The organism is Gelidibacter sp. (genome assembly GCF_053579655.1).
In genome coordinates, this window is the sequence record NZ_JBMDWE010000003.1 from 143,104 (window position 1) to 168,849 (window position 25,746).

Here is a 25,746-nt window from a genome sequence, read left to right on the forward strand (position 1 = left end):
GTTTATGTTAATATATACGTTTGAAAACTATTTTTAGAACTTTATTAATATACATTTAACATTTAAACTCTAAATTTAATACAAATAATACAATAGTACTCAATTTTACATCTGAGGTATTAATTATGGTATTAACGGACGTTCGTAAACATGTAATAGGATAGATTTGCACACTTAGATCAACGTGATTGGAAGAAAAAGAGAACGCTAACAAAAAACCTATAAAAAAGAAATATAGGATTGTCAGAATAATGCTAAGAATTATTCTGGGCATCTTCTTGTTCTTATTTCTCGTCCTACTTTTTATCCGAAGTCCTTGGGGGCAAGGCATTATTATTGACAAGGCCACTGCTTACGTTTCCAATAAAACCCACACCAAAGTTGAAATTGAACGTCTGTTTCTCACTTTTGATGGCAATCTTCAAATCGAAGGTTTATTCCTTGAAGACACCAAAGGCGACACCTTAATCTATTCAAAATCCCTGGAAGCCAATGTGCCTTTATGGACGATGATTCGCGGCGAAGGCATTGGTGTTGACGCACTTAAATGGCAAGGTTTACGTGCCAACATCATCCGTAAAGATTCGATTTCAGGTTATAATTTCCAGTTTTTAATTGATGCTTTTGCATCCAAAAAAACAGCTCCTATAGCAGCTGACACTACGGCCGCACCCTTAAATATCGTCATAGGAAAGCTCAATTTCAAAGATTTTGACATCGTTTTTGAAGATGAGGTCGTCGGAATTGACAGCCGATTTAAAATTGGAGCGCTCGATGCCGCCATGAAAACCACCGATTTGGAACACATGAAGTTTGAAGCATCGGATTTAAAATTATCTGATACGCGCATCAAATTCATCCAAACCCCTGTTCCCAAAATTCCTGAAGAAAATCCAGCGCCTTTGCCTTCCATATCAGTCGACAATTTGACCTTGACCAACGTGTTTGCCGATTATCAATCGTACAGCGACCGCATTGCAGCAGAAGTTGATATAAAAGATTTGTTTGCAGCAATCCCAAAAGTTGACTTGGCCAATAGCGATTTTGAAGTCAAAACCTTTCGTCTTAAAAATTCGTCGGTCGTACTCCATACCGAAACGGAGTCCAACATTGTAACCCAAAAAGTAGCAGAAGCGACTGAAGCTATCAAACAGGATATTAAAGCTTTTGAATGGCCAGAACTACGTTTAGCAGTAGGCGATCTTGATCTTGAGAATAATAAATTCAGCTATTTTGTCGCTTCCGCAGAAGCTAACGCGGGCAATTTCAACCCGAATGCGATTGTTTTAAGCGATTTGAATATTCAAGCCAACAACATCAATCTGAAAGATAAAACCGCAGAACTTCATATCGAAAAATCGAATTTCAAAGAGATTTCAGGAATCGACTTAAAGGAATTGAGCCTTAAATTTAATGCAGACGACCATACTTTAAAAGTTACTGATTTACGGGCTGCACTCAACAATAACAGCGTCAACGCTAATTTACGCTTGGATTATCCAAAGCTATCTGCGCTGATTGAATCTCCAGAAAAATCGAAGGTTGACCTTAATATTCCAACATTTGAAGTCTCTTTAAAAGATGTGTTCCTGATTCAACCGCAACTGAAAAAAAACCCATACCTCAACACTTTAAGCAAACACTTACTGACGGGGAACGCCAAAGGGAACGGCTATCTGTCTGACATCAATATCGATCACATGAAGGCCAATTGGGGAAACACACACATTTCGGCCAATGGAAAACTTCAAAATGTAACCAATCCTAATAATTTAAAATTCAACATTCCAAGTTTCTCGGCGATTACAAAACGCTCTGACATCATTCAATTTGTAGATGAAAAAAAACTGGGCGTTAGTTTGCCGGAAGATGTCAAATTAGTCGGAAACCTGAAAGGAAATCCCAACGACATTTCTGCTAACGCTACCTTGACCACCACGCAAGGTGCGGCTTCTGTTGCTGGCTATTTTAAAAACGGAAAAACCATGGAGTTTGATGCCGATCTTTCCATTGATGCTTATAAACTGAACGAATTGCTGAAAAACGAACACTTGGGCACTTTAAGTTTAAATGTAAAAGCCAACGGAAAAGGTAAAAACATCAACGATCTGGACGCTAATGTCGAAGCCACTATTTCGAGTTTTAAATACAATAATTACGACATCAAGGATTTAAAATTGGTCGGCGATATCAAAAATGGACGTGGTAAAGTCACTTCTAAATATAAAGATTACAATCTGGACATGGATTTATACGGCACAGTCGTTTTAGACTCTATAGCACCCGAAGCCACCCTCGAACTTAATATTATTGGCGCCGATTTGCAGGCTTTAGGACTCATGGATCGTGAGGTTAAAACAGCTATGAAAATCTATGTCGATTTTAAAGGAAATGCAACAGATTATGATGTGGCTGCTATTGTCGATAATGGCGTTATGGTATATGACAACAAATCTTATTTGACCGGCGATTTAAATGCCCTAGCGCATGTGACTAAGGACACAACGTCGGTTTCCATTAAAAACAAATTGGTGGATGTTTTGCTTGAATCCAACACCGATCCGCAAACTTTCGTAAAATCCGTAAAACGTCATTTGTTCAGCTATTTCTATCCTGATGAAAAAGTGCCCGATAGCATTACCAATCCGGTCAATTTAAAATTTAGAGGTAAAATCATTCAGGCCCCTATTTTAAATCAAGTGTTTTTGGTCAATGTCAAAGATTTGGACACCGTTAAGATTGCTGTCGATTTTAACGAAATAGAGCGAAAACTGAAAGCTAATATTACGGCGCCACATATTAATTATAGTGGTTATGAGCTGGACAGTCTTGCCTTCTCGATGGATACCGATCAGGACAAGTTCATTTTTGACCTTGGTTTCAACAGAATTAAGGCAGGCCCATTCGATATTCCAAAAACAAAACTCACAGGAGACCAATCCAATAATGAACTCTCTTTAGCATTCACTGCGTATCATAAAAAGGAGATCCTGACACAAATTACCAGTAAAATCACGGGCGACAGGAAGCAATTGCGCTTTCATGTAATTCCTGAAGATTTGATTTTAAATAAAACACCTTGGTTTGCGCCAGAAGACAATGAAATCCTGATTGGCGAAAAGAAGATGGTCTTTAATGATTTCCTTTTTAGTCATGACAACCAGTCTTTTGAAATTACGGATAAACTTGCTTCTATGTCGACAGAACATATTGCGGTGCATTTTCAAAATTTCAAGCTGAGCGAATTCTTAAATTACCTTAATCCCGATAAAGATTTGGCTACCGGAAATCTGAATGGCGACTTCATTTTGGAATATCCTTTTACCAATACTGGTATTATTGCCGATTTAGATGTTTCGAAATTGAGCTTCATGCAAGTTGATCTGGGAAATTTGAGCCTTGATGCGAAATCACTCGGAAATAACAGTTATGATTTTAATGTCGATATGAACGGCGGCGAAATCGATCTGGATTTCAAGGGCGATTATGTAGCAATTCCAGGTGGAGCCAAACTCAATTTGAATTTGGACATCAATAAATTCAACATGAAAGCACTAACCGGATTCTCACAAGGCGAACTCACAGAGACCGACGGCAGCTTTTCAGGGAAATTTAAATTGAACGGTACCCTCGCCGAACCAAAATATGAAGGCTCTCTGAATTTTAATAATGCCGATTTCAAAATAAAGAAGTTCAATGCAGGATTCAAACTTGCTGATGAAACCATAAATATCGACAACGTTGGCATGTCTATGGATAATTTCACCATTAGGGACGAAAATAAAAACACCTTGGTTGTTACTGGTAAAATAGGCCAGAAATCCTTTATCAACCCAACCTTTGATCTAAAAATTAAAGCCGATAAATTTCAAGTGCTCAATGCCACAAAAGAGGATAACGAATATCTTTTCGGAAAAGTGAGCTTTGATGCCGATGCTCAAATTACTGGCGATTTACAAATACCTAAAATTGACATCAAAGCAACCGTCGGTTCAGACACCAATGTTACCTACGTATTACATTCTGCCGCCGTAAATATTGAAGAACGTGACGGCGTGGTTGTTTTCGTAAATCGCGAAGATCCAGATGCGATTTTAACCAGAACAGAAGGAAAAACAGCCACCATTACCGGATTTGACATGAATGCTTTATTGAAGATTGGAAAAGATGCGACGGTGACCATCGTAATCGACGAGTCCACTGGTGATAATTTTAAAGTATCTGGAGCAGGAGATTTAAACTTCAACATGAAACCTAATGGCAATATGTCTCTTGCGGGTGTTTACGAAGTGTCGAGTGGCCATTATGAGATGAACCTTTACAATATTGTTAACCGAAAATTCAATCTTGTTCCAGGCAGTCGCGTAACCTGGTCTGGCGATCCATTTGATGCCAAGTTGGACGTCAAGGCGCTTTATGAGGTCAAAACATCAGCCTCTGCCTTGATGGCGCCTACAACGTCTGGCTTGGATGATGCCTCCAAAGGAAAATACCGTCAGGTGCTCCCATTTTATGTCTATCTCAATATTGATGGACAATTGATGGCACCAAAAATAGCCTTCAGTCTGGACATGCCATCCGATGACCAAGGCGCTGTTAGCGGACAAGTATATGGCCGAGTGCAACAGCTTAACCAACAGGAAGACGAACTGAACAGACAGGTGTTTTCGTTATTGGTATTGAATCGTTTTTATCCTGATCCAGGAAGTGATGGTAGCGCAGGTGGCGTGGCATCCATAGCAAGAGACAACCTAAATGACGCCGTTTCTGACCAGCTTAACATGTTTTCTGATAAACTATTGGGCAACAGCGGTTTCGAACTTAATTTTGGCTTGGACAGTTTTACAGATTACCAAGGAAGCAGCCCACAAGATCGCACCCAATTAGATGTTGCTGCAAAGAAAAAACTTTTCAATGATCGATTAATTGTAAGCGTAGGGAGTGAAGTTGATGTTCAAGGCAGCAGCCCCACAGGCCAAGACACCCCGATTATTGGCAATGTCAGCATTGAATATCTTTTAACAGAAAATGGCCGCTACAGAATCAGAGGTTTTCATAAAAATGAATATGAAAATGTCATTGACGGACAGACTGTAGTGAGTGGAATTGCATTGATATTTACTCAGGAATTTAATAAATTTAAAGAGCTTTGGGAAGGATTATCAAAAGGAACAACCACAACTGAAAAAGAAGAAAAAGCAAAGTTAAAGGCCAAAAAGAAAACTCAAAAGGCAGAAGAAAAAAGCACTACGGATAGCTTGGAGAAAGAGAATAAGCAATAACGAACGCCTCGTTCCATCAAAAAAGCAATCCGATAGCAAACGTAAAAACATTGAATTTGAAACGACATCTAAAATACATCCCTATTCTCCTTTTCATTTTTGGAAGCTTCTACTCATGCAGTATCTCCAAATATATTCCTGAAGGCGAACGTTTATACTCAGGCGCAAAGTTAAAAATTGAATCAGATTCCATTATCAAATATGAAGACCGTTTAAAAGCCGAACTCGAAACCGTGATGCTCCCAGAGCCCAACACAAAGATTTTAGGAATAAATCTGGGTCTTTATTATTACTATAAAAACCAAAAAGAACACCCAGGGTTTATCAATCGTTGGCTCTATAAAAAACTGGGACAAAAGCCCGTTTATCAATCCGCTGTAAAAACTTTTGATGTTGAACAATTGCTGGTCAACCGACTTGAAAACAGAGGCTTTTTCTACAGTACAGCAACTTCCAAATTTAAAGAATCAGATAAAAGAGCTTCGGTCACTTATACCGTCAACGTACCGAGCCCATATCGTATGGAAACATACCAAGTGGACTCCTTACCTGCTCCAATAGATGAAGAAATTGAGGAACTCGTCAAAAATTCCCGTATGAGAAAAAACATGCGCTTCGATTTACCTCGCATGAAGTTGGAACGACTGCGCATCGATGCAGAACTAAAAAAACGAGGCTATTATAATTTCAACGAAGGCTTTCTGATTTTTGAAGCGGACACTAATAGATATGATAACAAAAAATTCGATTTGTTTCTCAAATTAAAAAATGCGGTTCCCGAAAAATCCATCGTTCCTTATAGAATTTCTAAGGTTAACATTTATCCTAGTTACGAAATCTCCGATTCCATTCAAGCAACCACCACACGTTATAAAGACAAAAATTACATTGAGAAAGAAGTGTTTTTCAAGCCGAAATATTTAGATCCTTTCATCCAACTTAAAGAAGGTGAACTTTATAATCCAGAAACTTCACGCAATACGGCCAGACGGCTATCGACCATTGGCGCTTACAAATATGTCAATATTCTATATAGGGAAATCGACAGTTTGGCCACAGACAGTTTAGGTCTTTTGGAAGCCAATATCTATTTGTCCCCTTTAAACAAACGCGCTTTTCGTGCCGAATTGCAAGTAGTTACCAAATCGAATAGCTTTTCAGGCCCTGCTTTAGCATTAACTTACAGCAACCGCAACCTTTTTGGTGGCGGAGAAACCTATAACACCACTTTAAAAGTTGGCTATGAAGCCCAATTGGGAGGCGGGAAAAGCACAGGAAAAAGTAGTTTAGAGTTCGGCTTAAAGAATGAATTGATATTTCCGCGTGTACTTTTCCCTGTCAAAATTAATGATGATTTCTTCAAATATTCCATTCCAAAAACCAAAACATCTATTAGCATTGATTATCTTGACCGAACACAGCTCTATACCTTACTTTCTGGGACGGCTTTATTTGGGTATTATTGGGATGCTAACAGATATGTGACCCATCAAATTAATCCGATTTCCGTGAGCTATACTGATCTCAGGAAAACCACTCCAGAATTTGAACAGATTCTTGAAGACAATCCATTTCTTAAACGCAGTTTTGAACAACAATTTATTTCTGGCCTCAATTATTCATTTACTTATAACGAGATGATTGATGGGCAAAAAACTCATCAAATGTATGTGAATTTCGCATTGGATGTGGCCGGAAACTCCATCAGTCTATTAGCGAAGAAGCATGAAGCGGGCGCTCCAAAGACAGTCTTTGGTTCAGAATACGCACAATATGCCAAAGCAGATCTTGATTTCCATTACCACTTAAATTTTGGCAAACAGCAAACTATAGCAGCACGCTTGTTTGCTGGCTATGGTTTGGCCTATGGCAACTCTGATGTGATTCCTTTTGTAAAACAGTATTATGCCGGCGGCCCTTATAGCGTTCGCGCATTCAAAATCCGCTCTTTAGGCCCAGGCACTTATAACGCCGATGAAGACGTCAATAATCCCACCGGACAAAATTTCGATAAGACAGGAAATATCCGACTGGAAGCAAATCTTGAATACCGATTCCCTATTTATTCTTTTTTTAAAGGCGCCATTTTTGCGGATGCCGGAAACATTTGGAACTCTAAAGAAAACCCAACCTTTGGCGGAAAGGACAAATTTACTAGCAATTTCATAAACGAATTGGGTATGGGCGCCGGCGTTGGTCTTCGAGTGGACATCCAAAGCTTTGTCATCCGATTCGATTTGGCAGCTCCTTTTCATGATCCGTCACTTCCCAAAAAACAACGTTTCAATTTTGACATAGCCAATCCTATCTTGAATTTCGCGATTGGGTATCCGTTTTAACTGTAGTCAGAATTGCATATATTCCCAAGCCACAATTATAGCTTAGACGTTGCTTTTCAAAATTAAATGTAATAACTTTGTAATAACATTTTAGAATTATGGAAGCAGCAATCATAAAAATAGGAAATTCAAAAGGGTTGCGATTGAGCAAAACTATTTTGGAAAAGTATAACATTCAGGATAAAGTACAATTAATCCTTGAAGACGATCAAATCATCCTCAGACCTATCGGCGAACCTCGAAAAGGATGGGGAAAAGCATTCAAAAAAATGAATTTGGATAACGACGATCAACTATTGATGGATGCCGTATTTGAAGATGAAAACTTTGAAGAATGGAGCTAAAGCAATACATGATTGTTTTGGTCAATTTGGATCCAACAATCGGAAGTGAAATTCAAAAAACCAGACCTTGCGTCATCATTTCGCCCAACGAGATGAACATGTATTTGAACACGATCATTATTGCTCCTATGACTTCTAGCTTGAAAAAATACCCCACACGAATTTTGGTCAAACATGGCGGAAAAAGTGGAATGATTGTTATCGACCAAATTCGAACGATTGACAAATTCAGAATTATCAAAACATTTGAAACATTAACGAAAACAGAAATAAGCACCTGCAAAGCGATTCTAAAAGAGACTTTTGTAGATTAATAATAGTATCAATGAATATAGAAAACAAAAACAAGTTCATGCTCGAGGCAGTCACTGCGGCGCTGAAAGGCATGCAAAATAATGAAGGCGGTCCGTTTGGCTGCGTCATTGTCAAAGATGGAGAAATTGTAGGACGTGGTAATAACAAAGTGACTTCCAACAACGATCCTACGGCACATGCCGAGATCATGGCCATCCGTGATGCTTGTAAAAACCTGAATACGTTCCAATTGGAAGGCTGTGAAATATATACTTCTTGCGAACCTTGCCCAATGTGTTTTGGCGCTATTTATTGGGCACGACCAGACAAGGTATTTTACGGTTGTAGCCAACAAGATGCTGCCGATATTAACTTTGATGACGAATTCATCTACAAGGAAATCGAATTGCCTTATGAAAAACGAAGCATTCCGTTTGAACAATTGGCACGAGATATCGCCTTGGAACCGTTTCAAAAATGGAGCGAGAAAGAAGATAAAACGGAATATTGATTTAAACTTCTAATTTGTATATTTAATACCAGTATTGTCCGACAAAAGAACCTTGACCACTGCGTTGATAGAAAATAGACTTATTACGTAAAGCATTGAAGACATTAGGCTCAACTTTTTAACAGGACAGCATTAAATTAATATTTCAAAGGTGTAATCATTTTTGATTTTCTTCGACCTAAAACTAACCCTTAACTTTTTCATAAACTATACTAAAACCCTAAAAACCAATGCAAAAGACATATTACGACCCCGCAGATCTCAAGAAATTTGGGAAAATATCAGAATGGAATGAAGAGCTTGGCAGCAAGTTTTTTGACTATTACAATTCGGTTTTTAAGGAAGGTGCCTTATCTGAGCGCGAAAAATCGCTGATTGCACTTGCTGTATCACATACCATCCAATGCCCTTATTGCATTGACGCCTATACCGGCGATGGCTTGAAGCGTGGTATTACCAAAGAAGAAATGATGGAAGCCCTTCATGTGGCTGCGGCTATTCGTGGCGGTGCATCCTTAGTGCATGGCGTTCAGATGATGAACAAAGTGAATAAATTAGAAATGTGAGCAGTGAACCAATCCTGATTTTTCATCAGGATTGTGTAAATCGCTCATCCCGATATTTCATCGGGATCTGTCGAATAAATGCTTGAAGCTCGAAACATGAAGCATGAAGTTGGAAGCTGCAAGATCCAAGCGAGAAGAACAAAGATGGAAGATCAAAATTAAAAGCATGCCCGCCCGCACGTAGCTTTTTTGAAGTCGGGAACACCAAGGTTCGAAGCCTCAAAACTTGGAACTTAAAACCTTATATATTAAACAAATCAATGATTAAGTCCTTACATAAGCGCGATAGCGAATTAACAAACAGTAAAAGGCAACTCGAAATTTTATCGAATGGCATTTTCCAGAATGGCGATTTACCAAAATTCAAAGATAAAATTGCCGAAACCGGACAGTTTCCGCTAACCGCCAAAAAACTTGAGATTCTGCAAATTAATGTAGGCTATATGTGCAATCAAGTTTGCGAACATTGCCATGTGGATGCTGGTCCAGATCGAAAGGAAATAATGACCCGAGAAACGATGCTGCAGTGCTTGGAAGTCATTAAAAACACAGGTGCGCATACGTTGGATTTAACAGGTGGCGCCCCAGAAATGAATCCAGATTTTCGATGGTTTGTGGAAGAAGCCTCTAAAGTTGGCGTCAAGGATTTTATCGTGCGTTCAAATTTGACGATCATCAGAGCCAACAAAAAATATTACGACCTGCCTGAGTTTTTCAAAGCACACAACACCCATGTCATTTCCTCAATGCCGCATTGGACTAAAGGGAAAACTGACAAACAACGTGGCGATGGTGTTTTTGACAAATCGATAACAGCTTTGCAACAACTAAATGCTGTAGGTTACGGTATGCCGGATAGCGATTTGCGATTGGATTTGGTTTACAATCCATCTGGTGCATTTTTACCAGGCAATCAAGCGAGCATGGAAAAGGACTTTAAAAAAGCATTAATGGATGATTTCGGAATCCAATTTCACAATTTATTTACCATTACCAATTTGCCCATCGCTCGATTTTTGGATTACTTAATTGCTTCCGAAAATTATGAAGATTATATGTACGCGCTCGTGGAAGCTTATAATCCAACAACCGTAAAAAATGTGATGTGCACCAATACCCTTTCTATTTCTTGGGATGGCTATCTATACGACTGCGATTTTAATCAAATGCTAAATTTGTCTGTAAACAGCAAAGTCAAACATATTTCCGACTATAACGAAGAACTTTTAGAGGGCCGAACCATCATGATTTCGCAACATTGTTATGGCTGTACCGCTGGCGCAGGAAGCAGCTGTCAAGGGAGCGTAACTTAGACGAAGTTCAAATTGAAATTGAAATTCAAGTTTGAAAAACTCTGTGATATTTGGGAAAATAATATTTAAGTGCTAGACTTAAAAATTTAGACACTTTTCTTCTAAGTTCCACGGAAGGGTAATTAAAATTTTCGACTTAAAATTCGACTAAAATTCGATTTCAATTTCATTTTCACTTCAAATCGGCTGCTGAGCTTGTCGAAGTATCAATTTTATCGCGCTCCTTGCGGACAACTTAGCGTACCTTGAGGTTAATAACCAATTTATTATTCATTTTCCCGTTTCAACTTCGTTTTCAATTTCAACTTCAATTTCAACTTCAATTTCCTCAGATTTTCCATCCTTTTTCCCGAACTTTGAATATTGAATATCAAACCTCGAACTTTCAAGAATGGGTATACTTACCACTAAAGACACGGATGGAGACAATGAAATAAGCTATAACTTTCATTTTCCAACTTCCAAAAAAGCATTGATCATTTTTACTCGAAATCCTGAATTAGGCCAATGTAAAACGCGATTAGCAAAAATGATCGGGGATGTAAATGCGCTTGAAGTCTACAAGTATCTCCTTAATCATACAGCATCCATTTCAAAAGACATTAAAGCAGACCGTTATGTTTTCTATTCTGAAAAAATAAAAAACGAAGACCTTTGGGACTCTAACATCTTCAGAAAAAAACTGCAAAAAGGAGACGATTTAGGAGCACGAATGTCCAATGCTTTTTCAGAATTACTGGAAATAGGCTACAAAAAAGTTGTTATTATTGGCAGTGATCTTTTGGATCTAGATGCCGACCTCGTCAACACTGCTTTTGCAAAACTTGACTTTAATGATGTCGTTATCGGACCGGCACTGGATGGCGGCTATTATTTATTGGGCCTAAAAAATCTTTATCAAAACCTATTTGAAAACAAAGCTTGGGGCACTTCTTCAGTGTTAAAGGACACTTTAAAAGATCTTCAAAACAGCAAAATTCATTTATTGAAAGAATTAAATGATATTGATACCTTTGAGGACATGCAACATTATAATGAACTCAATCAATTTTACAATCCACATGATTAAATCTATAAAAGAAACCACCGATTATTTACAACAAAAAGGCTTCGAAAGTCCAGAAATAGGCATCATCCTTGGCACTGGACTAGGCCAATTGATCAATGAAGTTGAAATACTACATGAAGTAAGCTACAATCACATTCCAAATTTCCCAACCGCAACGGTCGAATTCCATAAAGGCAAGCTCATTTATGGTATTTTAGAAGGTAAAAAAGTCATCATAATGCAAGGCCGTTTTCACATTTATGAAGGCTATTCGCTTCAAGATGTGACCTACCCGGTCCGTATTATGGAAAAATTAGGTATTCACACCCTTTTAGTTTCTAATGCTTCGGGTGCCATCAATCTCAATTATAAAAAAGGAGAATTGATGCTGATTGATGATCATATCAATCTTCAAGGCAGTTCGCCATTGGCTTTTAAAGGTGTGGAACATATGGGAGAACGTTTTGCCGACATGAGCGCTCCTTATGATCCAGAGATCAATTCCAAATTTGAACAGATTGCAAAAACTCATAACATCACGCTTCACAAAGGTGTTTATGCCAGTGTGGTGGGCCCGCAATTGGAAACAAGAGCCGAATACCGAATGCTGAAAATTATTGGTGCCGATGCCGTGGGGATGAGTACGGTTCCTGAAATTATTGTGGCCAATCACTTAAAATTAAAAGTGGCGGCGGTGTCAGTTTTGACCGATGAATGCGACCCAGAGAATCTCAAACCAGTAGATATCACAGAAATTATTGGAATGGCCGAAAAAGCAGAACCTCAAATGATTGTTTTATTTAGAGAGTTGATTAAGAATTTGTGATTTTTGAGACATCACCTTTCAGGTTTCTAAAACCTGAAAGGTCTCTTGAATAGCCAAAATCTAGAAACATGAGCTAAAATCTACAAGTATCGCTTAATTACATTTTTTTAGAATGGAGAAGATTGAAGAAGGTCATTATTATCACATTTATAACAGAGGAAATAATCGAGACATTATTTTCTTTGAACATGATAACTATATGTATTTTCTAAAACTCCTTCAAAAGCATATTGAACCAAATTGCAGTATTTTTTGTTATTGCCTACTTCCTAACCATTTCCATTTATTATTGAGAGTTAATGACAACCTATCAAATCCATCTCAACAGTTCTCAAATTTATTCAATGCATACACCAAAGCGATGAATTTGAAATATAAAAGAACCGGAAGCATTTTTCAGAAACCATTCAAAAGAATTAAGATACTTAAAGAAGAGTATTTAAAAGCTCTAGTTTTATATATTCATCTTAATCCTGAACATCATGATTTATCCAATGACTTTTCAAAATATTCATATTCCTCTTATAAATCGCTTTTATCCAATTTACCCACCAAAATTAAAAGAGATGAAGTGATTTCGTGGTTTGAGGATTTGGAAAATTTTAAGCATGTCCATCTGCGAAGAAAAATGATGATGGACAACGAAATGGAAAATCTTTATATTGAATAAAAACGTAACCAGACCTTTCAGGTTTTGAAAACCTGAAAGGCCTCTCGCAAACTATGGAAAAATACATCGACATTATCTTAAAATCCTATACTGGTTATTGGCGTTACCTCAAATATGAGTTAATTGACATCTCCCATTGGGACAACTATTTTTACGGACTAATTGTGATTTCGTTATTGGTTTGGGCGCTTGAAGCTATGTTTCCTTGGCGGAAAGACCAATCCATATTTAGAGAAGATTTTTGGTTGGACACTTTTTATATGTTCTTCAATTTCTTCCTTCTGAATTTAATTGTTCTTATCGCATTATCAAATACAATTGCCGAGTTTTTCAATGATATTCTTGGTGTTTTTGGCTTGCATATTAACAGCTTACAGGCTTTCAGTGTTAACGATGTCCCGGGCTGGTTGGGCTTGCTCATTTTCTTCATCATCACTGATTTTGTCCAATGGAACACCCATCGATTATTACATCGTGTGCCATGGCTTTGGAATTTCCACAAAGTACATCACAGTGTGAAGGAAATGGGATTCGCTGCACATTTGCGCTATCATTGGATGGAACCTGTAGTTTATAATTCTTTGTTGTACATTCCTATTGCCATTATTGGTGGCTTTGATGCGCAAGATGTTGCCATTGTTTATTTCTTCTCCATTGTTATTGGACATTTGAACCATGCCAATTTGGGTTGGAATTACGGACCTTTAAAATATATTCTTAACAATCCGAAGATGCATATTTGGCATCATGTGAAAGAACTTCCTGAAGATAAACAGCACGGCATCAATTACGGATTGACTTTGAGCCTTTGGGATTATATTTTCAATACGCACCACGTGCCACACGACGGTCGGGATATTGAACTCGGCTTTGAAGATGACGAAGATTTCCCTAAAACCTTTATCAAACAAAGCCTTTATCCGATAAAAACGGAGAAGTGATATTGGATATTTTGAGGATGGAGGTTTGTGGTTTAAAAAGACTAGAAGTTCAGTGCAAATCCAAACAATCAACGTCATCTGTGTTCTATTAAGAATTATTACACAGAGGTACACAAAGCAGGCACAAAGTTCCACAAAGAAAATTTTGTAAATTATTATAAGAACGTCCAAATTTAAAACTTCAATATTCGGTGTTCGAAATTCAGTATTTCCTTTTTGCTGAAACCACTGATAATTATTATTTTCTATCGTCCTAAAATCTGATTCAACGACCGTTCATTCCTTCCTTTTTCATTAGGATACAATTCTATTAACGTTTCACTTTGGAAAACCTCTTTTGAATCGATATCTACCGCAGATAATTTGCCGTAAAATGCCGCACCAGTATCTACATTCAAAATATTGATGGCCCGCATAGGTCTTTCAGAATTGAAATTAATGGTAGGCGTATGACCAATATAAATCTCGTCATAATGTTTTAGGCGTTTTGGAAATATTTCGGAGTTCTCGTCAATGTGTTTATCCATGGTCAAAGCCATTTCCCAAAGTGTGCGGTCATAATAAAAAGTATTCTCAGAAATTTCTTCTTCCACCCCATGCATTGAGGTAAACCCTGCATGAAGAAACAAACGATTGCGATCATCCAAATAATACAATTTCAGTTGCTCAAAAAACCTCAAATGTTTGTATTTTTCTTCTACTGTAAAACCAGCATAGCTTTGAATGGTTTCCTTTCCACCATGCTCTAACCAAACTTGTTCTGCTTTATTACTGCGCAACCAGGTTTCACACCAAACGTCATGGTTTCCTTTTATAAAAATACAGTCATGGGTTTCGGATAATGCTATCAAATAGTGTATGACTCCTGCTGACTCACTCCAACCGTCGACATAATCTCCCACAAAAATCAATCGATCATCCCTTGTGACTTCAGCCCGACTCAAAAGTTGCTTTAAAGCTTTTAATCCGCCATGTATATCGCCTATCACTAAAGTTCTCATTTCAATTCCTACTTTAAAATATTATTATAAATCTGAAAATTCTCATCATCAAAACATACAAAAATGACGGTTTCAACAACGGTACTCTGATAATTCAGAACCGTTTCTATGGCAACTTCTGCCGCTAATCTTTTCGGAAATCCATAGACTCCAGTGCTAATATTCGGAAAGGAAACCGATTTTAAATGATGGGTTTCTGCCAATCTCAAACTGTTCAAATAGCAATTCGCCAAAAGATGTTTTTGGCTTTCTACATCCGCGTCCTCCTCAAAAATTGGACCTACGGTATGAATCACTTTTTTAGCAGGCAAATTCCCCGCAGTTGTAATAACGGCTTCTCCCGTTTTGCAGCCTCCTTGTTCCTTAATAATAATCTTACAGGCTTGCAAGATTTCAGGACCTCCTACTTTATGGATGGCCCCATCAACCCCACCGCCACCTAACAAAGAGGAATTAGCAGCATTGACAATAGCATCGACATTGATCGTCGTGAGATCACCTTTGAGTAATTTAGTCGTCACTACTGACATTTCTGTACAGATTTTTATGTTTTATATTTATCATAAAATTTCCGAATGACCTTTTCTACAGGTTTATTCTGTGGTGTATATTGCGAATCGGTTTCTCCGCCCACATTCTTATTATCATGAAACCATTTCCATAAAAATCCGCCAGCAAACCAATGTTCATCCCAGATTTCTTCAAACAAGGATTGCATGGCGTTGGATTGCGCTATCAAATTCACTTCAGTCATTGCTCTATCCGCTTCCCAAGGTGCTTTTGCGGCATAATCTACACTCCGATAACCAAATTCAGTGAACAAAATTGGCTTATGATAGGCTTCCGAAAACAATTTCAAATCGGTTTTATAAACTGTCCAACCCTGTTTACATTCTTCAAGAGTTGGTGTCTTGGCATTACTCAACGGAAAATAAGCGTCAATTCCAATATAATCCAACTCGGCCCAAAAAGGGGTACGATCATATTCATTCCAATTGGCGGCATAGGTCAGTTTGCCTTTATATATCTTTCTGATATCCACAATCAGTTTTTTCCAATATTCTGGGCGTTCATCAATAAAACCCTCCAATTCTGTACCGATACAAAAAATTTCAACCTGTGCATCTTGGGCATCTTTAGCATAAGCTAGAATAAAATTAGAATAGGCAGCTTCCAAAGCCTTCCAATCGGTATCATGCGCCATCTTAATAAAACCTGTAAATTCGCCTCGCCAAACCCAAATTTGCGGCTTCATCATTACCTTAATCTGATGTTTATGCAAGGTTTTAATATACTGCTTTACCCCTTCTTCGGTTTCACCAAACCATTGTCTGTCGCTATTGAAGGTAATTTCCGGATGTGCCAACTCCCGAATAAATCCGAAAGGCATCACCGAAGCATAATTAGCATTAAGGTTAACTATAGGGCGAACATTCTTGTCTTCAATCGAGTCTTTTGAAGCTACGAAACTAACGCCGTTTATTTTTTCCGACTTTTCTACCGTCGCACTGCATGAGAGCATCAGACAAAGGGTGAAAATATATAAAAATCCGAAAAACGCTCTCATCCTCTTTAATTATTCCTAAATTTAAACAAACGGAATTTAAAAAAATTACGTTTTATAAAAAACCTTCGACAAAACTGTCCTAAACACTAAAAATGGAACATATCGTCATCATCGGAAACGGCATTTCTGGCGTCACCGCCGCCAGACATATTCGTAAACTTTCAGATAAAAAGATTACACTAATATCCGCTGAAACCGAGCATTTTTTTTCGCGCACCGCACTCATGTATATTTATATGGGACATATGAAATATGAGCACACCAAGCCTTACGAAGATTGGTTTTGGAAGAAAAATCGTATTAATCTAAAGTTTGGATTCGTTAAAAACATTGAAACAAAAAGCAAAACGCTCCATTTTGAAGATGGCGACAGCATTCAATACGATAAACTGATCGTTTCCACAGGAAGCAAATCAAATAAATTTGGTTGGAAAGGTCAAGATTTAGAAGGCGCTCTTGGCTTATATAGCAAACAGGATGTTGATCAATTAGAAATATTGGCGCCAAATAATGTGGTTTGCAAACGTGCCGTCATCGTGGGCGGCGGCTTGGTAGGGATTGAATTGGCCGAAATGTTACATACCCGAAATATTCCAGTTACTTTTTTGGTTCGGGAAGATAATTTTTGGAATACTATCTTGCCCAATGGCGAAGCACAGATGATCAATAGGCATATTTTAAGTCATGGCATTGATTTACGTTTAAATTCGAATTTAAAAGAAATCAAATCTGATGAAAACGGTAAAGCAAATGCTGTCGTAATCGAAGAAACTGGCGAAGTCATTTCTTGTGATCTGGTCGGATTAACGCCCGGCGTTTCCCCAAATATTGACATCGTCAAAACTTCAGAAATTGAAACTGACCGAGGTGTTTTGGTCAATCGGTTTTTAGAAACTAATATTGAAAATGTATATGCAATTGGCGATTGCGCCCAACAACGCGAGCGAATAGGCAACAGAAAACCCATTGAAGCCGTTTGGTACACAGGAAGAATGATGGGCGAAACGGTGGCACAAACCATCTGCGGGAATCGCATGCCCTACAATCCTGGACATTGGTTCAACTCGGCAAAATTCTTTGAAATTGAATATCAAACGTATGGTTGGGTTTTTGCGAAACCCAAAGATGGCCATGCTCATTTTCATTGGAAACATGATGACGACACGAAATGTATTACCATTGAATATGAACAAGCATCCAACCAGTTTTTAGGCATCAACACGTTTGGCATCCGATTGAAACATGAGGTCTTCGACCGATGGCTGACTGAAAAACGCTCAGCAGATTATGTGATGGAACATTTAAAAGAAGCTAATTTTGATCCTGAGTTTTTCAAAACTTTTGAAAAGGAGATTTTAACGAAATGGAACAAGACCTCAAAGGTTTCAAAAACCTGTGAGGTCTGGAACAACTAAAAACACAATCATGAGTAACAAAACAAACCCCAGCATGTCACTGGCCAAACCCGATTCACAAGCACTTTCTGCGACCCAGAAAATAGCGGTTGCTATCGGCGTGACTGGATTTTTTATAATGATCTTGGCATTTTTCAATGTCAACTTCCCGAATAAACCTTTATTCCTGACCTTGTCATTGGTCATGATCACTGTTGGCACCATCATTTTTGCCAACAACGCCTATTTAACAAAACATGCTGGCATTAAAAATGACGGGGTTTGGTTCAAATCCATTTCATCACGAGGTGTTTGGGGTTGGGCAACAGGAATTGTATTGACTTTATTTTACATAGTTCTTTATTTTAAAGCCGAATGGTTTGGGCTGGCTGGAAAAGACGAAGAAAATACGGGTTTGATTGCTCTTTTTGATCCATTAAGCCGTCTTTTAAATGGCGGACCTGCGAGCCAGTGGTTTGTTTATGGCACCTTGTACACTGTTGCCATTTTGGTTTTCGGCTATAAATTTATGTTGAAATACCGTCACAACAGATATGAACAAATACGGACAGGTTCGGTAATGTTTTTCCAATTGGCATTTGCTTTTTTGATTCCTGAGTTTATGGCGCGACTGAATTCTGATACGTTCAATCTTCCGTATTACGATTTCAAAAACATTTGGCCACTTAATTACTACAATTTTGACAAATACAGAGTTGACGATTTTATCAGTTCTGGCGATATCGGCTTAGCATTATTAATTTTTGGAATTGTATCGATTTTTATCATCACACCAATCCTAACCTATAAATATGGCAAACGCTGGTACTGCTCATGGGTTTGTGGTTGCGGCGGACTTGCAGAAACTGCTGGAGATCCATTCAGACATTTGAGCGACAAAACCCAAGTGGCTTGGAAAATTGAACGCTGGGTCGTTCATAGCGTGGTGGTTTTTGTGACCTTGATGACCACTGCTGTAATCTATTCTTATTTAGGAACCGATTCCAGTAAATATTGGCTGACGAAAAACATGTTTTTAACCGGTGTCGCCGCTTTACTGACTTTGGTCTTTGCTCTTATCATGATTTTTAAACGCAAAGAATTAGCAAAAGATGCCCAATTTGGAGCCATTGGCTATTTCGTAATTATCATGACATTGATCGGGATGCATTATTTCAGCGGCACAGACCATGTCTTTTTATTCAAGGCCTCAAGTCTTAAAATGTGGTACGGATTCATCATTGGCGCCATATTTTCTGGTGTGATTGGTGTGGGCTTTTATCCTATTTTTGGAAATAGAGTATGGTGCCGATTCGGTTGTCCAATGGCCGCTATTTTAGGACTTCAACAGCGTTTATTTTCAAGATTTAGGATTACCACCAACGGCGGACAATGTATCTCCTGCGGAAATTGCTCCACCTATTGTGAAATGGGAATTGATGTCCGCGCTTATGCCCAAAAAGGCGAAAACATTGTCCGTAGCAGCTGTGTGGGTTGTGGTATTTGTGCTGCAGTCTGCCCACGAGGCGTTTTAAAACTGGAAAATGATACTATGAAAGGACGCATTAACAGCAATGATATCTTATTGGGGAATGATTTGGATTTGATGGACTTGGTTAATCAGAAGTAAGGTTCAGTATTCATTGTTAAGTCGCAGTATTCAGAGGATTTGGAATAAATCAAAAGAGGTTTAAAAAATCACAAGTGAAACACGAATTGTTTATTTTGGATATCTCATTAAGATAAACTGAGGAAACTCAGAAGTTCATTGAGCTTTTTTTATCGTACTATAATTTTTAAATCTAACAAATTTCTCCGTGGAACTCTGCCGAAAACTCAGCGCATCTCCGTGTACCCAAATTCAGAAAACAATCTTACTTTTGCTCCTTCATTAATCCAACCAAATGCCCAACATCAAAGTCATTATTCCCGCTTATAACGAAGCAGATTCCATTGCGCTCGTCATCAATGAAATCCCCTCCATTGTCAATGAAGTGATTGTGGTAAACAACAATTCTACCGACAAAACCGCTGAAGTTGCTCAAAAAGCTGGCGCCACAGTGTTATTTCAACCTCAAATGGGCTACGGTAATGCCTGTTTAAAAGGCATGGAATATGTTGCCACCTTATCGGAAAAACCAGATATCATCGTTTTTATGGATGGTGATTATAGCGACTATCCCGAAGAATTAACCAAAATTGTAAAACCAATTATTGAAGATAATCTCGATTTTGTTATTGGCGCAAGAGTCGGTCGTTTACAAGAAAAAGGTTCCATGACGCCTCAGCAGCATTTTGGAAATTGGTTGGCCACATTTTTAATGCGTATTTTATTTGGCGCAAAATTCACTGATCTTGGCCCGTTCAGAGCCATTAAGTATCAAAAACTCCTTGATTTACAGATGCAAGACAAAACTTATGGGTGGACAATTGAAATGCAATTAAAGGCGCTGAAGCAAAATTTAACCTATATTGAAGTCCCTTTAAAATATAAAAAAAGAATTGGCATCTCAAAAGTATCAGGAACCATAAAAGGTTCTATCTTTGCGGGCGTAAAAATCCTAGGTTGGATTTTTAAATATAGTTTTAAAAAATGATTCTAGAATCCTTAATAATAGTTGTTTACACGATTGCTCTCCTACTTATTTTACTGTATGCATTAGCGCAACTTAATCTGTTATTTAATTATTTAGCCTCCAAAAAAATCAAGGATACGTCAGAGCTTTTTGACTTTTCCAATCCTGAAGAAGTGCCTTTCGTGACCATCCAGCTGCCTGTTTACAACGAAATGTATGTGATGGAGAGACTTTTGGACAACATCGCCTTGATCGATTATCCTAGAGAGAAACTGGAAATTCAAGTGCTCGATGACTCTACAGACGAAACAGTGGCGACCACTTTGGCGCACGTTCAAAAATTAAAAGAAACAGGTTTGGATATTCAACATATCCGACGTACTGATCGTAGCGGTTTTAAAGCAGGTGCCTTAAAAGAAGGTTTAAAAATCGCCAAAGGTGAGTATATCGCCATTTTTGATGCCGATTTTTTACCACAACCTAATTGGTTAAAACTAACCATTCCTTACTTTAAGGATGAGAATATTGGCGTGGTTCAAACCCGTTGGGGACATCTCAACAGAAACTATTCCGTACTTACAAAAATACAAGCTTTTGCACTCGATGCGCATTTCACATTAGAACAAGTGGGTCGAAACAGCAAGGGTCATTTCATCAATTTTAACGGAACCGCCGGTGTATGGCGTAAAGCCTGTATTCTTGATGCCGGAAACTGGGAAGGCGACACCCTTACCGAAGATTTGGATTTAAGCTACAGAGCACAACTTAAAAACTGGAAATTCAAGTATTTGGAAGATGTTGAAACCCCTGCCGAATTACCTGTAGTGATTAGTGCGGCGCGCTCACAACAATTCCGTTGGAACAAAGGTGGTGCTGAAAACTTCAGAAAAATGATGTGGCGCGTGTTAACATCCAAAAACATTACATTCAAAACAAAGGTTCACGGCCTGTTGCATTTATTGAACAGCACCATGTTTTTAAACGTATTTTTAGTTGCGGTTTTAAGTATTCCAATGCTTTATATCAAAAACGAATATGCCCATTTAAGGTTCTACTTTTATTTCATGAGCTTTTTCGTAGTGAGCACGATTATCTTTTTTGTTTGCTATTGGATGATGTTCAGACAGATTTACGGCAAAGGATTTAAAAATTTCTTTGAATACGTCGTCTTGTTTTTCACCTTTTTCTCTATTGCCATGGGCTTTTCATTACACAACTCCATTGCCGTTATTGAAGGACATATGGGAAAACGAAGTGAATTTGTAAGAACGCCAAAATTCAATATCAGCTCATTAAAAGACACCTGGAAAGGCAATAAATATTTGCGTAAAAAAATCTCCGTCAACGTTATTTTTGAAGGTGCTTTGATGCTCTATTTTGGCTTTGGACTCTACAGTGCTTTTGTAGTGGGCGACCAAGGTGGCGATTTCGGATTATTTCCTTTTCACTTGATGCTTTTTGCAGGTTTTGGATTTGTATTCTTTAAATCGTTGACTTCAAAGGTCTAAAAATAATTATAGGATTTATTATTTGGGCGTTACCTTTCGCCAACCTTACTTGATCAAAGATTTAGTATGGGCTTTGGCTCAAGGTCGGGTTTTCCGCTATATCTTTTACAGAAACAGCTGCCTTATCGGGCAGCTGTTTCTGTAAAAGGATGCCGCTGCAACCCCTAACGCAAATATGGAATATTTGAAATCCTCGATATTTATATTCACTATTGTCCGGTAAAGAATTAAGACCGCTCTGCTGATAGAACCATGAACAAAGACTTATAACGTAATTAATTGAAATTATGAACTGTGAAATTCATAATTTGAATGAATTATGATGTTTTAGCAACAGTTTTCAAAATCCGAGAAATGAAGGGGATTGAGAATCAAAAACGTTCAAAGACCTTTATTGATAATTATTCTTAGAAGATCAACGCAACTTTAGTCGGACAACAATGATTTATATTTTTAAAAATATAAGCTATCAATATTCCCTAACGCAAATCGTCATTCCATAATATTTCGCCGTTGACATTAACCATCCATTCTGAAAACAACTTATCTTGCCTTGAATAAATCATTTTGCTTTAATAGTTGAGCATTTTTAAAACAACAAAAGTTGAATCCCACGTTTTTTAAATCCCATAAAACCCCGCTTTTATTTACGCTTTTTAGCGTGGCGTTTTACCTGTCATTCGCTTATGATTTGGTGCGGACGGATTATATAAAACTCATTTCACTCTATTCGGCATTATTCTTTTTATTCTACAAACTCGTACAAACCGGCAATTCAGATTTCAAGTTTTTATTGGGAATGGCCATACTTTTCCGAATTGTATTCCTATTTGCAACCCCCAATCTATCGCACGATTTTTATCGCTTTATTTGGGATGGACGCATGATTTTAGCAGGTTTCAATCCTTATCTCTTTACTCCAGAATCCTTTATTAGTAGCAGCACATTTCCTGTCGCGCAAGCCCAGGAACTCTATTACGGTATGGGCGCGCTCAACGCAAGCCACTTTACAAATTACCCGCCCATCAAACAATTTATTTTTATGGTGGCCGCCTTCATCTCAGGAAAGAGCATTTTAGGATCAGCCATCGTGTTTAGGCTATTTATTATTGCTGCCGACATTGGAACCTTATATGTCGGAAAAAAACTATTAGAGCGCTTAAAAATGCCCGTTCACACTATCTTCTGGTACATTCTTAATCCTTTTATTATTATTGAATTGACCGGAAACCTGCATTTTGAAGGCATCATGATCTTCTTTCTTCTATTGAGCCTTTATCTTTTACATTTGGGGAAATGGAAATCTGCCGCGGTCAGCTTTGCGCTTTCTGTTTCTGTCAAATTGATCCCGTTATTGCTGCTTCCTTTATTTTTTCAATATTTCACCAAAAAGAATACGGCCATCCATAACTCAGATCAAACCAACATAGTTTCGACATCTGCTGCTCTCGGTCTGCCAAAATTATTAGGCTTTTATGGTATTATCGGTGTGACGACCTTGCTTTTGTTCGCACCATTCTTTTCCTCTGAATTCATTCAAAATTACTCCAAAACAGTAGGACTCTGGTTCAGTGCTTTTGAGTTTAACGCAAGCCTTTATTATGTTGCCAGAGAAATTGGCTATCGGTTAACAGGCTACAATCAAATTGCGTTCATTGGGAAATTTATTCCAATGTTGACCATTTTAACCGTTTTAATATTGACCTTCTTCCGTAAAAACACAAGCATCAAACACCTGATCGTGAGCATGCTTTTTGCAGTAAGTATTTACTATTTTATTTCGACAACGATCCATCCTTGGTACTTGGCAACGCTTTTAATTTTGTCCATTTTTACCACTTATAAATTCCCGTTGGTGTGGTCTTTCATGATTATCTTGAGTTATCTATCGTATACCAACACACAACATTCCGAAAACCCTTGGATTATAGGCTTGGAATATCTCATCGTTTATGCGGTTTTTATTTGGGAAGTCTTCATAAAAAAAGACCGCCAAAAGGCAGTCTTTCAAATATAATAATGTTGGTATTATAATTTTTTCAAGTGTGTGATGGTATAAATTTCATCTTCTTGATCAAATCCATCTTCATCTTTGCTTTTCACTATTTTGACGTTATAAGTAACTTCAAATTTTTGATTCACAAATAGTTCTCCCTCCAAATCAAATTCCTTCATTACGGCGTCATCAACCTTTTGGAAGGTCATGGTAAAGTCAGAACCATTGTCTTTGTGTTGGGTAATAAAATTATAGCCATAGCCTTCATTACCATCATAAACTCCAATTATATTTGAATCTTGAGCGGTGTCATAAAGCGCTGGTGCATTTAAAGGAAAAGGCTTTACCGACATCAAAAGAAAGCATAAAATCGGAATGGCCATTAAAAGTTTTGTTTTCATATTATTTTCAATTTTAGATAGGAAATATTGGTTTTTCGGAAGTTAGCCACAACAAGTCCGATTACTTTTAGCCACTCCATCCCGATGAAGTTTGCACGTGGATATCAATTGATAATAACGACTACTATAAATATTTTTTAATTAAGCGTTGAAAACATCAGATGATTTGGCAAAGCATTTAAACTCTACCGTATAATCATTAGGATCTTTAACAAAGAAGGACTGATGTTCGCCAGTTTTGTTTTCCAAAAACTTGACTTCAGAAGCAATTGGAATGTTCTTTGAATCCAAGCGCTCACGAACTTTGTTCCACTCTTCTTTTTTTAATATCACGCCAAAATGGAAGGAAGGTAATATATCTCCATTAAAATTATAACTTTTAGAGTCAAATTTAAAAGGTCCACATTCGGTAAATGTAATTTGATGGTCAAACAAATTAACGTCTGCCCATTTAACCGCGGAACGCCCTATATCGGCTCCAAGAATGTCTTTATAAAATACTCGCGTTTTGTTGATGCTTACACATGGTAAAGCCAAATGGAATTGTGTTGTCATAATTTGTTGGTTTTTGTCTGGTATTTATTTTGCTTGTCATCAGGATGCCTTTCGCGACTTAAACAAGCGGTAGAATATCAGATCGATTTATTGACATGTATGTTAAAGTTACATTATTTTTTAATGCCAAATATATTTCACTTAACTTATTTAAAACGCGCAATAAGTGCCACAAACAAAAAAAAGTTGCCATTTACAGGCAACTTTTAAATTAATATGATATCATGAATCTATGCAAATAGTTCATGGCTATAAACTTATAAATTGACAACTAATCTTCCTCTTCGTCCAATTCAACTTCCACATCGTCATCACCCAACTCAGGATCTTGAACTGCATCCGGATCATCACCTTCAAAATCTTCATAATCGTCTTCGTCGTAGTTTTCCATAGTAATCTGCAGTTTAGTGCTCACTTTCACTAAATACTTAGTGTCGCTCGTGGTCACTTCAACAGCTTCTACAATTTCATTGTTGGCATTTTTGAAGGTAATGATGTTATCATCATCATAACCATCAGGATATTTTTCAACCAACAAGGATAGAATCTCTGGTGTCAATTTTTTAAAATCAACAATTACGCGCTTTAGATTGTCTTTTTTGTTACCCATAATA

At 37.8% G+C, this 25,746-nt stretch carries 22 protein-coding genes; 16 read left to right on the forward strand and 6 right to left on the reverse strand.

What is annotated here, in order from left to right:
- Positions 1 to 251: 251 nt before the first annotated feature.
- The 11 genes from ACOH2D_RS02925 to ACOH2D_RS02975 all read left to right on the forward strand — a co-directional run bounded on the left by ACOH2D_RS02925 (position 252) and on the right by ACOH2D_RS02975 (position 14,134).
- Positions 252 to 5,282 (forward strand): translocation/assembly module TamB domain-containing protein, encoded by a 5,031-nt coding sequence (locus ACOH2D_RS02925; RefSeq protein WP_449534312.1) that lies wholly within the window; start codon positions 252 to 254, stop codon positions 5,280 to 5,282.
- A gap of 56 nt (positions 5,283 to 5,338) precedes the next feature.
- Positions 5,339 to 7,621, forward strand: coding sequence for a translocation and assembly module lipoprotein TamL (tamL, locus tag ACOH2D_RS02930; RefSeq protein ID WP_449534313.1), 2,283 nt, complete (start codon positions 5,339 to 5,341; stop codon positions 7,619 to 7,621).
- A gap of 98 nt (positions 7,622 to 7,719) precedes the next feature.
- The gene (locus ACOH2D_RS02935; RefSeq protein ID WP_348036590.1) at positions 7,720 to 7,965 is read left to right on the forward strand and encodes an AbrB/MazE/SpoVT family DNA-binding domain-containing protein; all 246 of its coding nucleotides are present in this window, start codon (positions 7,720 to 7,722) and stop codon (positions 7,963 to 7,965) included.
- On the forward strand, positions 7,956 to 8,279 hold the full coding sequence (locus tag ACOH2D_RS02940; RefSeq protein WP_348036589.1) for a type II toxin-antitoxin system PemK/MazF family toxin: 324 nt from the start codon (positions 7,956 to 7,958) through the stop codon (positions 8,277 to 8,279). The genes ACOH2D_RS02935 and ACOH2D_RS02940 overlap by 10 nt, the downstream gene beginning before the upstream one ends.
- A gap of 11 nt (positions 8,280 to 8,290) precedes the next feature.
- On the forward strand, positions 8,291 to 8,770 hold the full coding sequence (locus tag ACOH2D_RS02945) for a nucleoside deaminase (protein ID WP_348036588.1): 480 nt from the start codon (positions 8,291 to 8,293) through the stop codon (positions 8,768 to 8,770).
- Between the two features lie 230 nt (positions 8,771 to 9,000).
- Positions 9,001 to 9,336, forward strand: coding sequence for an arsenosugar biosynthesis-associated peroxidase-like protein (locus tag ACOH2D_RS02950; RefSeq protein ID WP_449534314.1), 336 nt, complete (start codon positions 9,001 to 9,003; stop codon positions 9,334 to 9,336).
- A 260-nt stretch (positions 9,337 to 9,596) separates the two neighbouring features.
- Positions 9,597 to 10,649: an arsenosugar biosynthesis radical SAM (seleno)protein ArsS gene (arsS, locus tag ACOH2D_RS02955; protein ID WP_449534315.1), complete on the forward strand. Its 1,053-nt coding sequence runs from the start codon at positions 9,597 to 9,599 to the stop codon at positions 10,647 to 10,649.
- Between the two features lie 391 nt (positions 10,650 to 11,040).
- Positions 11,041 to 11,718: a TIGR04282 family arsenosugar biosynthesis glycosyltransferase gene (locus tag ACOH2D_RS02960; RefSeq protein ID WP_449534316.1), complete on the forward strand. Its 678-nt coding sequence runs from the start codon at positions 11,041 to 11,043 to the stop codon at positions 11,716 to 11,718.
- On the forward strand, positions 11,711 to 12,523 hold the full coding sequence (locus ACOH2D_RS02965) for a purine-nucleoside phosphorylase (RefSeq protein ID WP_348036584.1): 813 nt from the start codon (positions 11,711 to 11,713) through the stop codon (positions 12,521 to 12,523). Before ACOH2D_RS02960 ends, ACOH2D_RS02965 begins: the two co-directional genes overlap by 8 nt.
- A 112-nt stretch (positions 12,524 to 12,635) precedes the next feature.
- Positions 12,636 to 13,193, forward strand: a complete 558-nt coding sequence (locus tag ACOH2D_RS02970; RefSeq protein WP_348036583.1) for a transposase — start codon at positions 12,636 to 12,638, stop codon at positions 13,191 to 13,193.
- A 53-nt stretch (positions 13,194 to 13,246) separates the two neighbouring features.
- Positions 13,247 to 14,134, forward strand: coding sequence for a sterol desaturase family protein (locus ACOH2D_RS02975; RefSeq protein ID WP_348036582.1), 888 nt, complete (start codon positions 13,247 to 13,249; stop codon positions 14,132 to 14,134).
- Positions 14,135 to 14,379: 245 nt separating this feature from the next.
- On the opposite strand, the gene ACOH2D_RS02980 is transcribed toward ACOH2D_RS02975, so the two are convergent.
- The 3 genes from ACOH2D_RS02980 to ACOH2D_RS02990 are packed head-to-tail and all read right to left on the reverse strand — an operon-like array spanning position 14,380 to position 16,702.
- Positions 14,380 to 15,135: a metallophosphoesterase family protein gene (locus ACOH2D_RS02980; protein WP_348036581.1), complete on the reverse strand. Its 756-nt coding sequence runs from the start codon at positions 15,133 to 15,135 to the stop codon at positions 14,380 to 14,382.
- An 8-nt stretch (positions 15,136 to 15,143) separates the two neighbouring features.
- Positions 15,144 to 15,665, reverse strand: coding sequence for an O-acetyl-ADP-ribose deacetylase (locus ACOH2D_RS02985; protein ID WP_348036580.1), 522 nt, complete (start codon positions 15,663 to 15,665; stop codon positions 15,144 to 15,146).
- A 14-nt stretch (positions 15,666 to 15,679) separates the two neighbouring features.
- Positions 15,680 to 16,702 (reverse strand): glycoside hydrolase family 113, encoded by a 1,023-nt coding sequence (locus tag ACOH2D_RS02990; RefSeq protein WP_449534317.1) that lies wholly within the window; start codon positions 16,700 to 16,702, stop codon positions 15,680 to 15,682.
- A 92-nt stretch (positions 16,703 to 16,794) separates the two neighbouring features.
- Here ACOH2D_RS02990 and ACOH2D_RS02995 point away from each other — a divergent pair, with 92 nt between their 5' ends.
- From ACOH2D_RS02995 to ACOH2D_RS03015, 5 genes are all read left to right on the forward strand, one after another.
- Positions 16,795 to 18,117, forward strand: a complete 1,323-nt coding sequence (locus ACOH2D_RS02995) for an NAD(P)/FAD-dependent oxidoreductase (protein WP_449534318.1) — start codon at positions 16,795 to 16,797, stop codon at positions 18,115 to 18,117.
- A gap of 10 nt (positions 18,118 to 18,127) precedes the next feature.
- The gene (locus ACOH2D_RS03000; RefSeq protein ID WP_449534319.1) at positions 18,128 to 19,726 is read left to right on the forward strand and encodes a 4Fe-4S binding protein; all 1,599 of its coding nucleotides are present in this window, start codon (positions 18,128 to 18,130) and stop codon (positions 19,724 to 19,726) included.
- A gap of 274 nt (positions 19,727 to 20,000) precedes the next feature.
- Positions 20,001 to 20,693, forward strand: a complete 693-nt coding sequence (locus ACOH2D_RS03005; RefSeq protein WP_449534320.1) for a glycosyltransferase family 2 protein — start codon at positions 20,001 to 20,003, stop codon at positions 20,691 to 20,693.
- On the forward strand, positions 20,690 to 22,180 hold the full coding sequence (locus ACOH2D_RS03010) for a cellulose synthase family protein (RefSeq protein WP_449534321.1): 1,491 nt from the start codon (positions 20,690 to 20,692) through the stop codon (positions 22,178 to 22,180). The genes ACOH2D_RS03005 and ACOH2D_RS03010 overlap by 4 nt, the downstream gene beginning before the upstream one ends.
- 604 nt (positions 22,181 to 22,784) lie before the next feature.
- Positions 22,785 to 24,197, forward strand: a complete 1,413-nt coding sequence (locus ACOH2D_RS03015; protein WP_449534322.1) for an MptA/MptB family glycosyltransferase — start codon at positions 22,785 to 22,787, stop codon at positions 24,195 to 24,197.
- Positions 24,198 to 24,208: 11 nt separating this feature from the next.
- Here ACOH2D_RS03015 and ACOH2D_RS03020 read toward each other — a convergent pair whose 3' ends face one another.
- The 3 genes from ACOH2D_RS03020 to ACOH2D_RS03030 form a co-directional block, all read right to left on the reverse strand.
- Positions 24,209 to 24,577 carry a hypothetical protein gene (locus tag ACOH2D_RS03020; protein ID WP_348036573.1) on the reverse strand — a complete coding sequence of 123 codons (369 nt, stop codon included), beginning with the start codon at positions 24,575 to 24,577 and terminating at the stop codon, positions 24,209 to 24,211.
- A 141-nt stretch (positions 24,578 to 24,718) separates the two neighbouring features.
- The gene (locus ACOH2D_RS03025) at positions 24,719 to 25,132 is read right to left on the reverse strand and encodes a VOC family protein (RefSeq protein ID WP_348036572.1); all 414 of its coding nucleotides are present in this window, start codon (positions 25,130 to 25,132) and stop codon (positions 24,719 to 24,721) included.
- A 271-nt stretch (positions 25,133 to 25,403) separates the two neighbouring features.
- A complete protein-coding gene (locus ACOH2D_RS03030) occupies positions 25,404 to 25,742 on the reverse strand; it encodes a hypothetical protein (RefSeq protein WP_348036571.1) in 339 nt (112 codons plus the stop codon).
- Positions 25,743 to 25,746 lie beyond the last annotated feature (4 nt).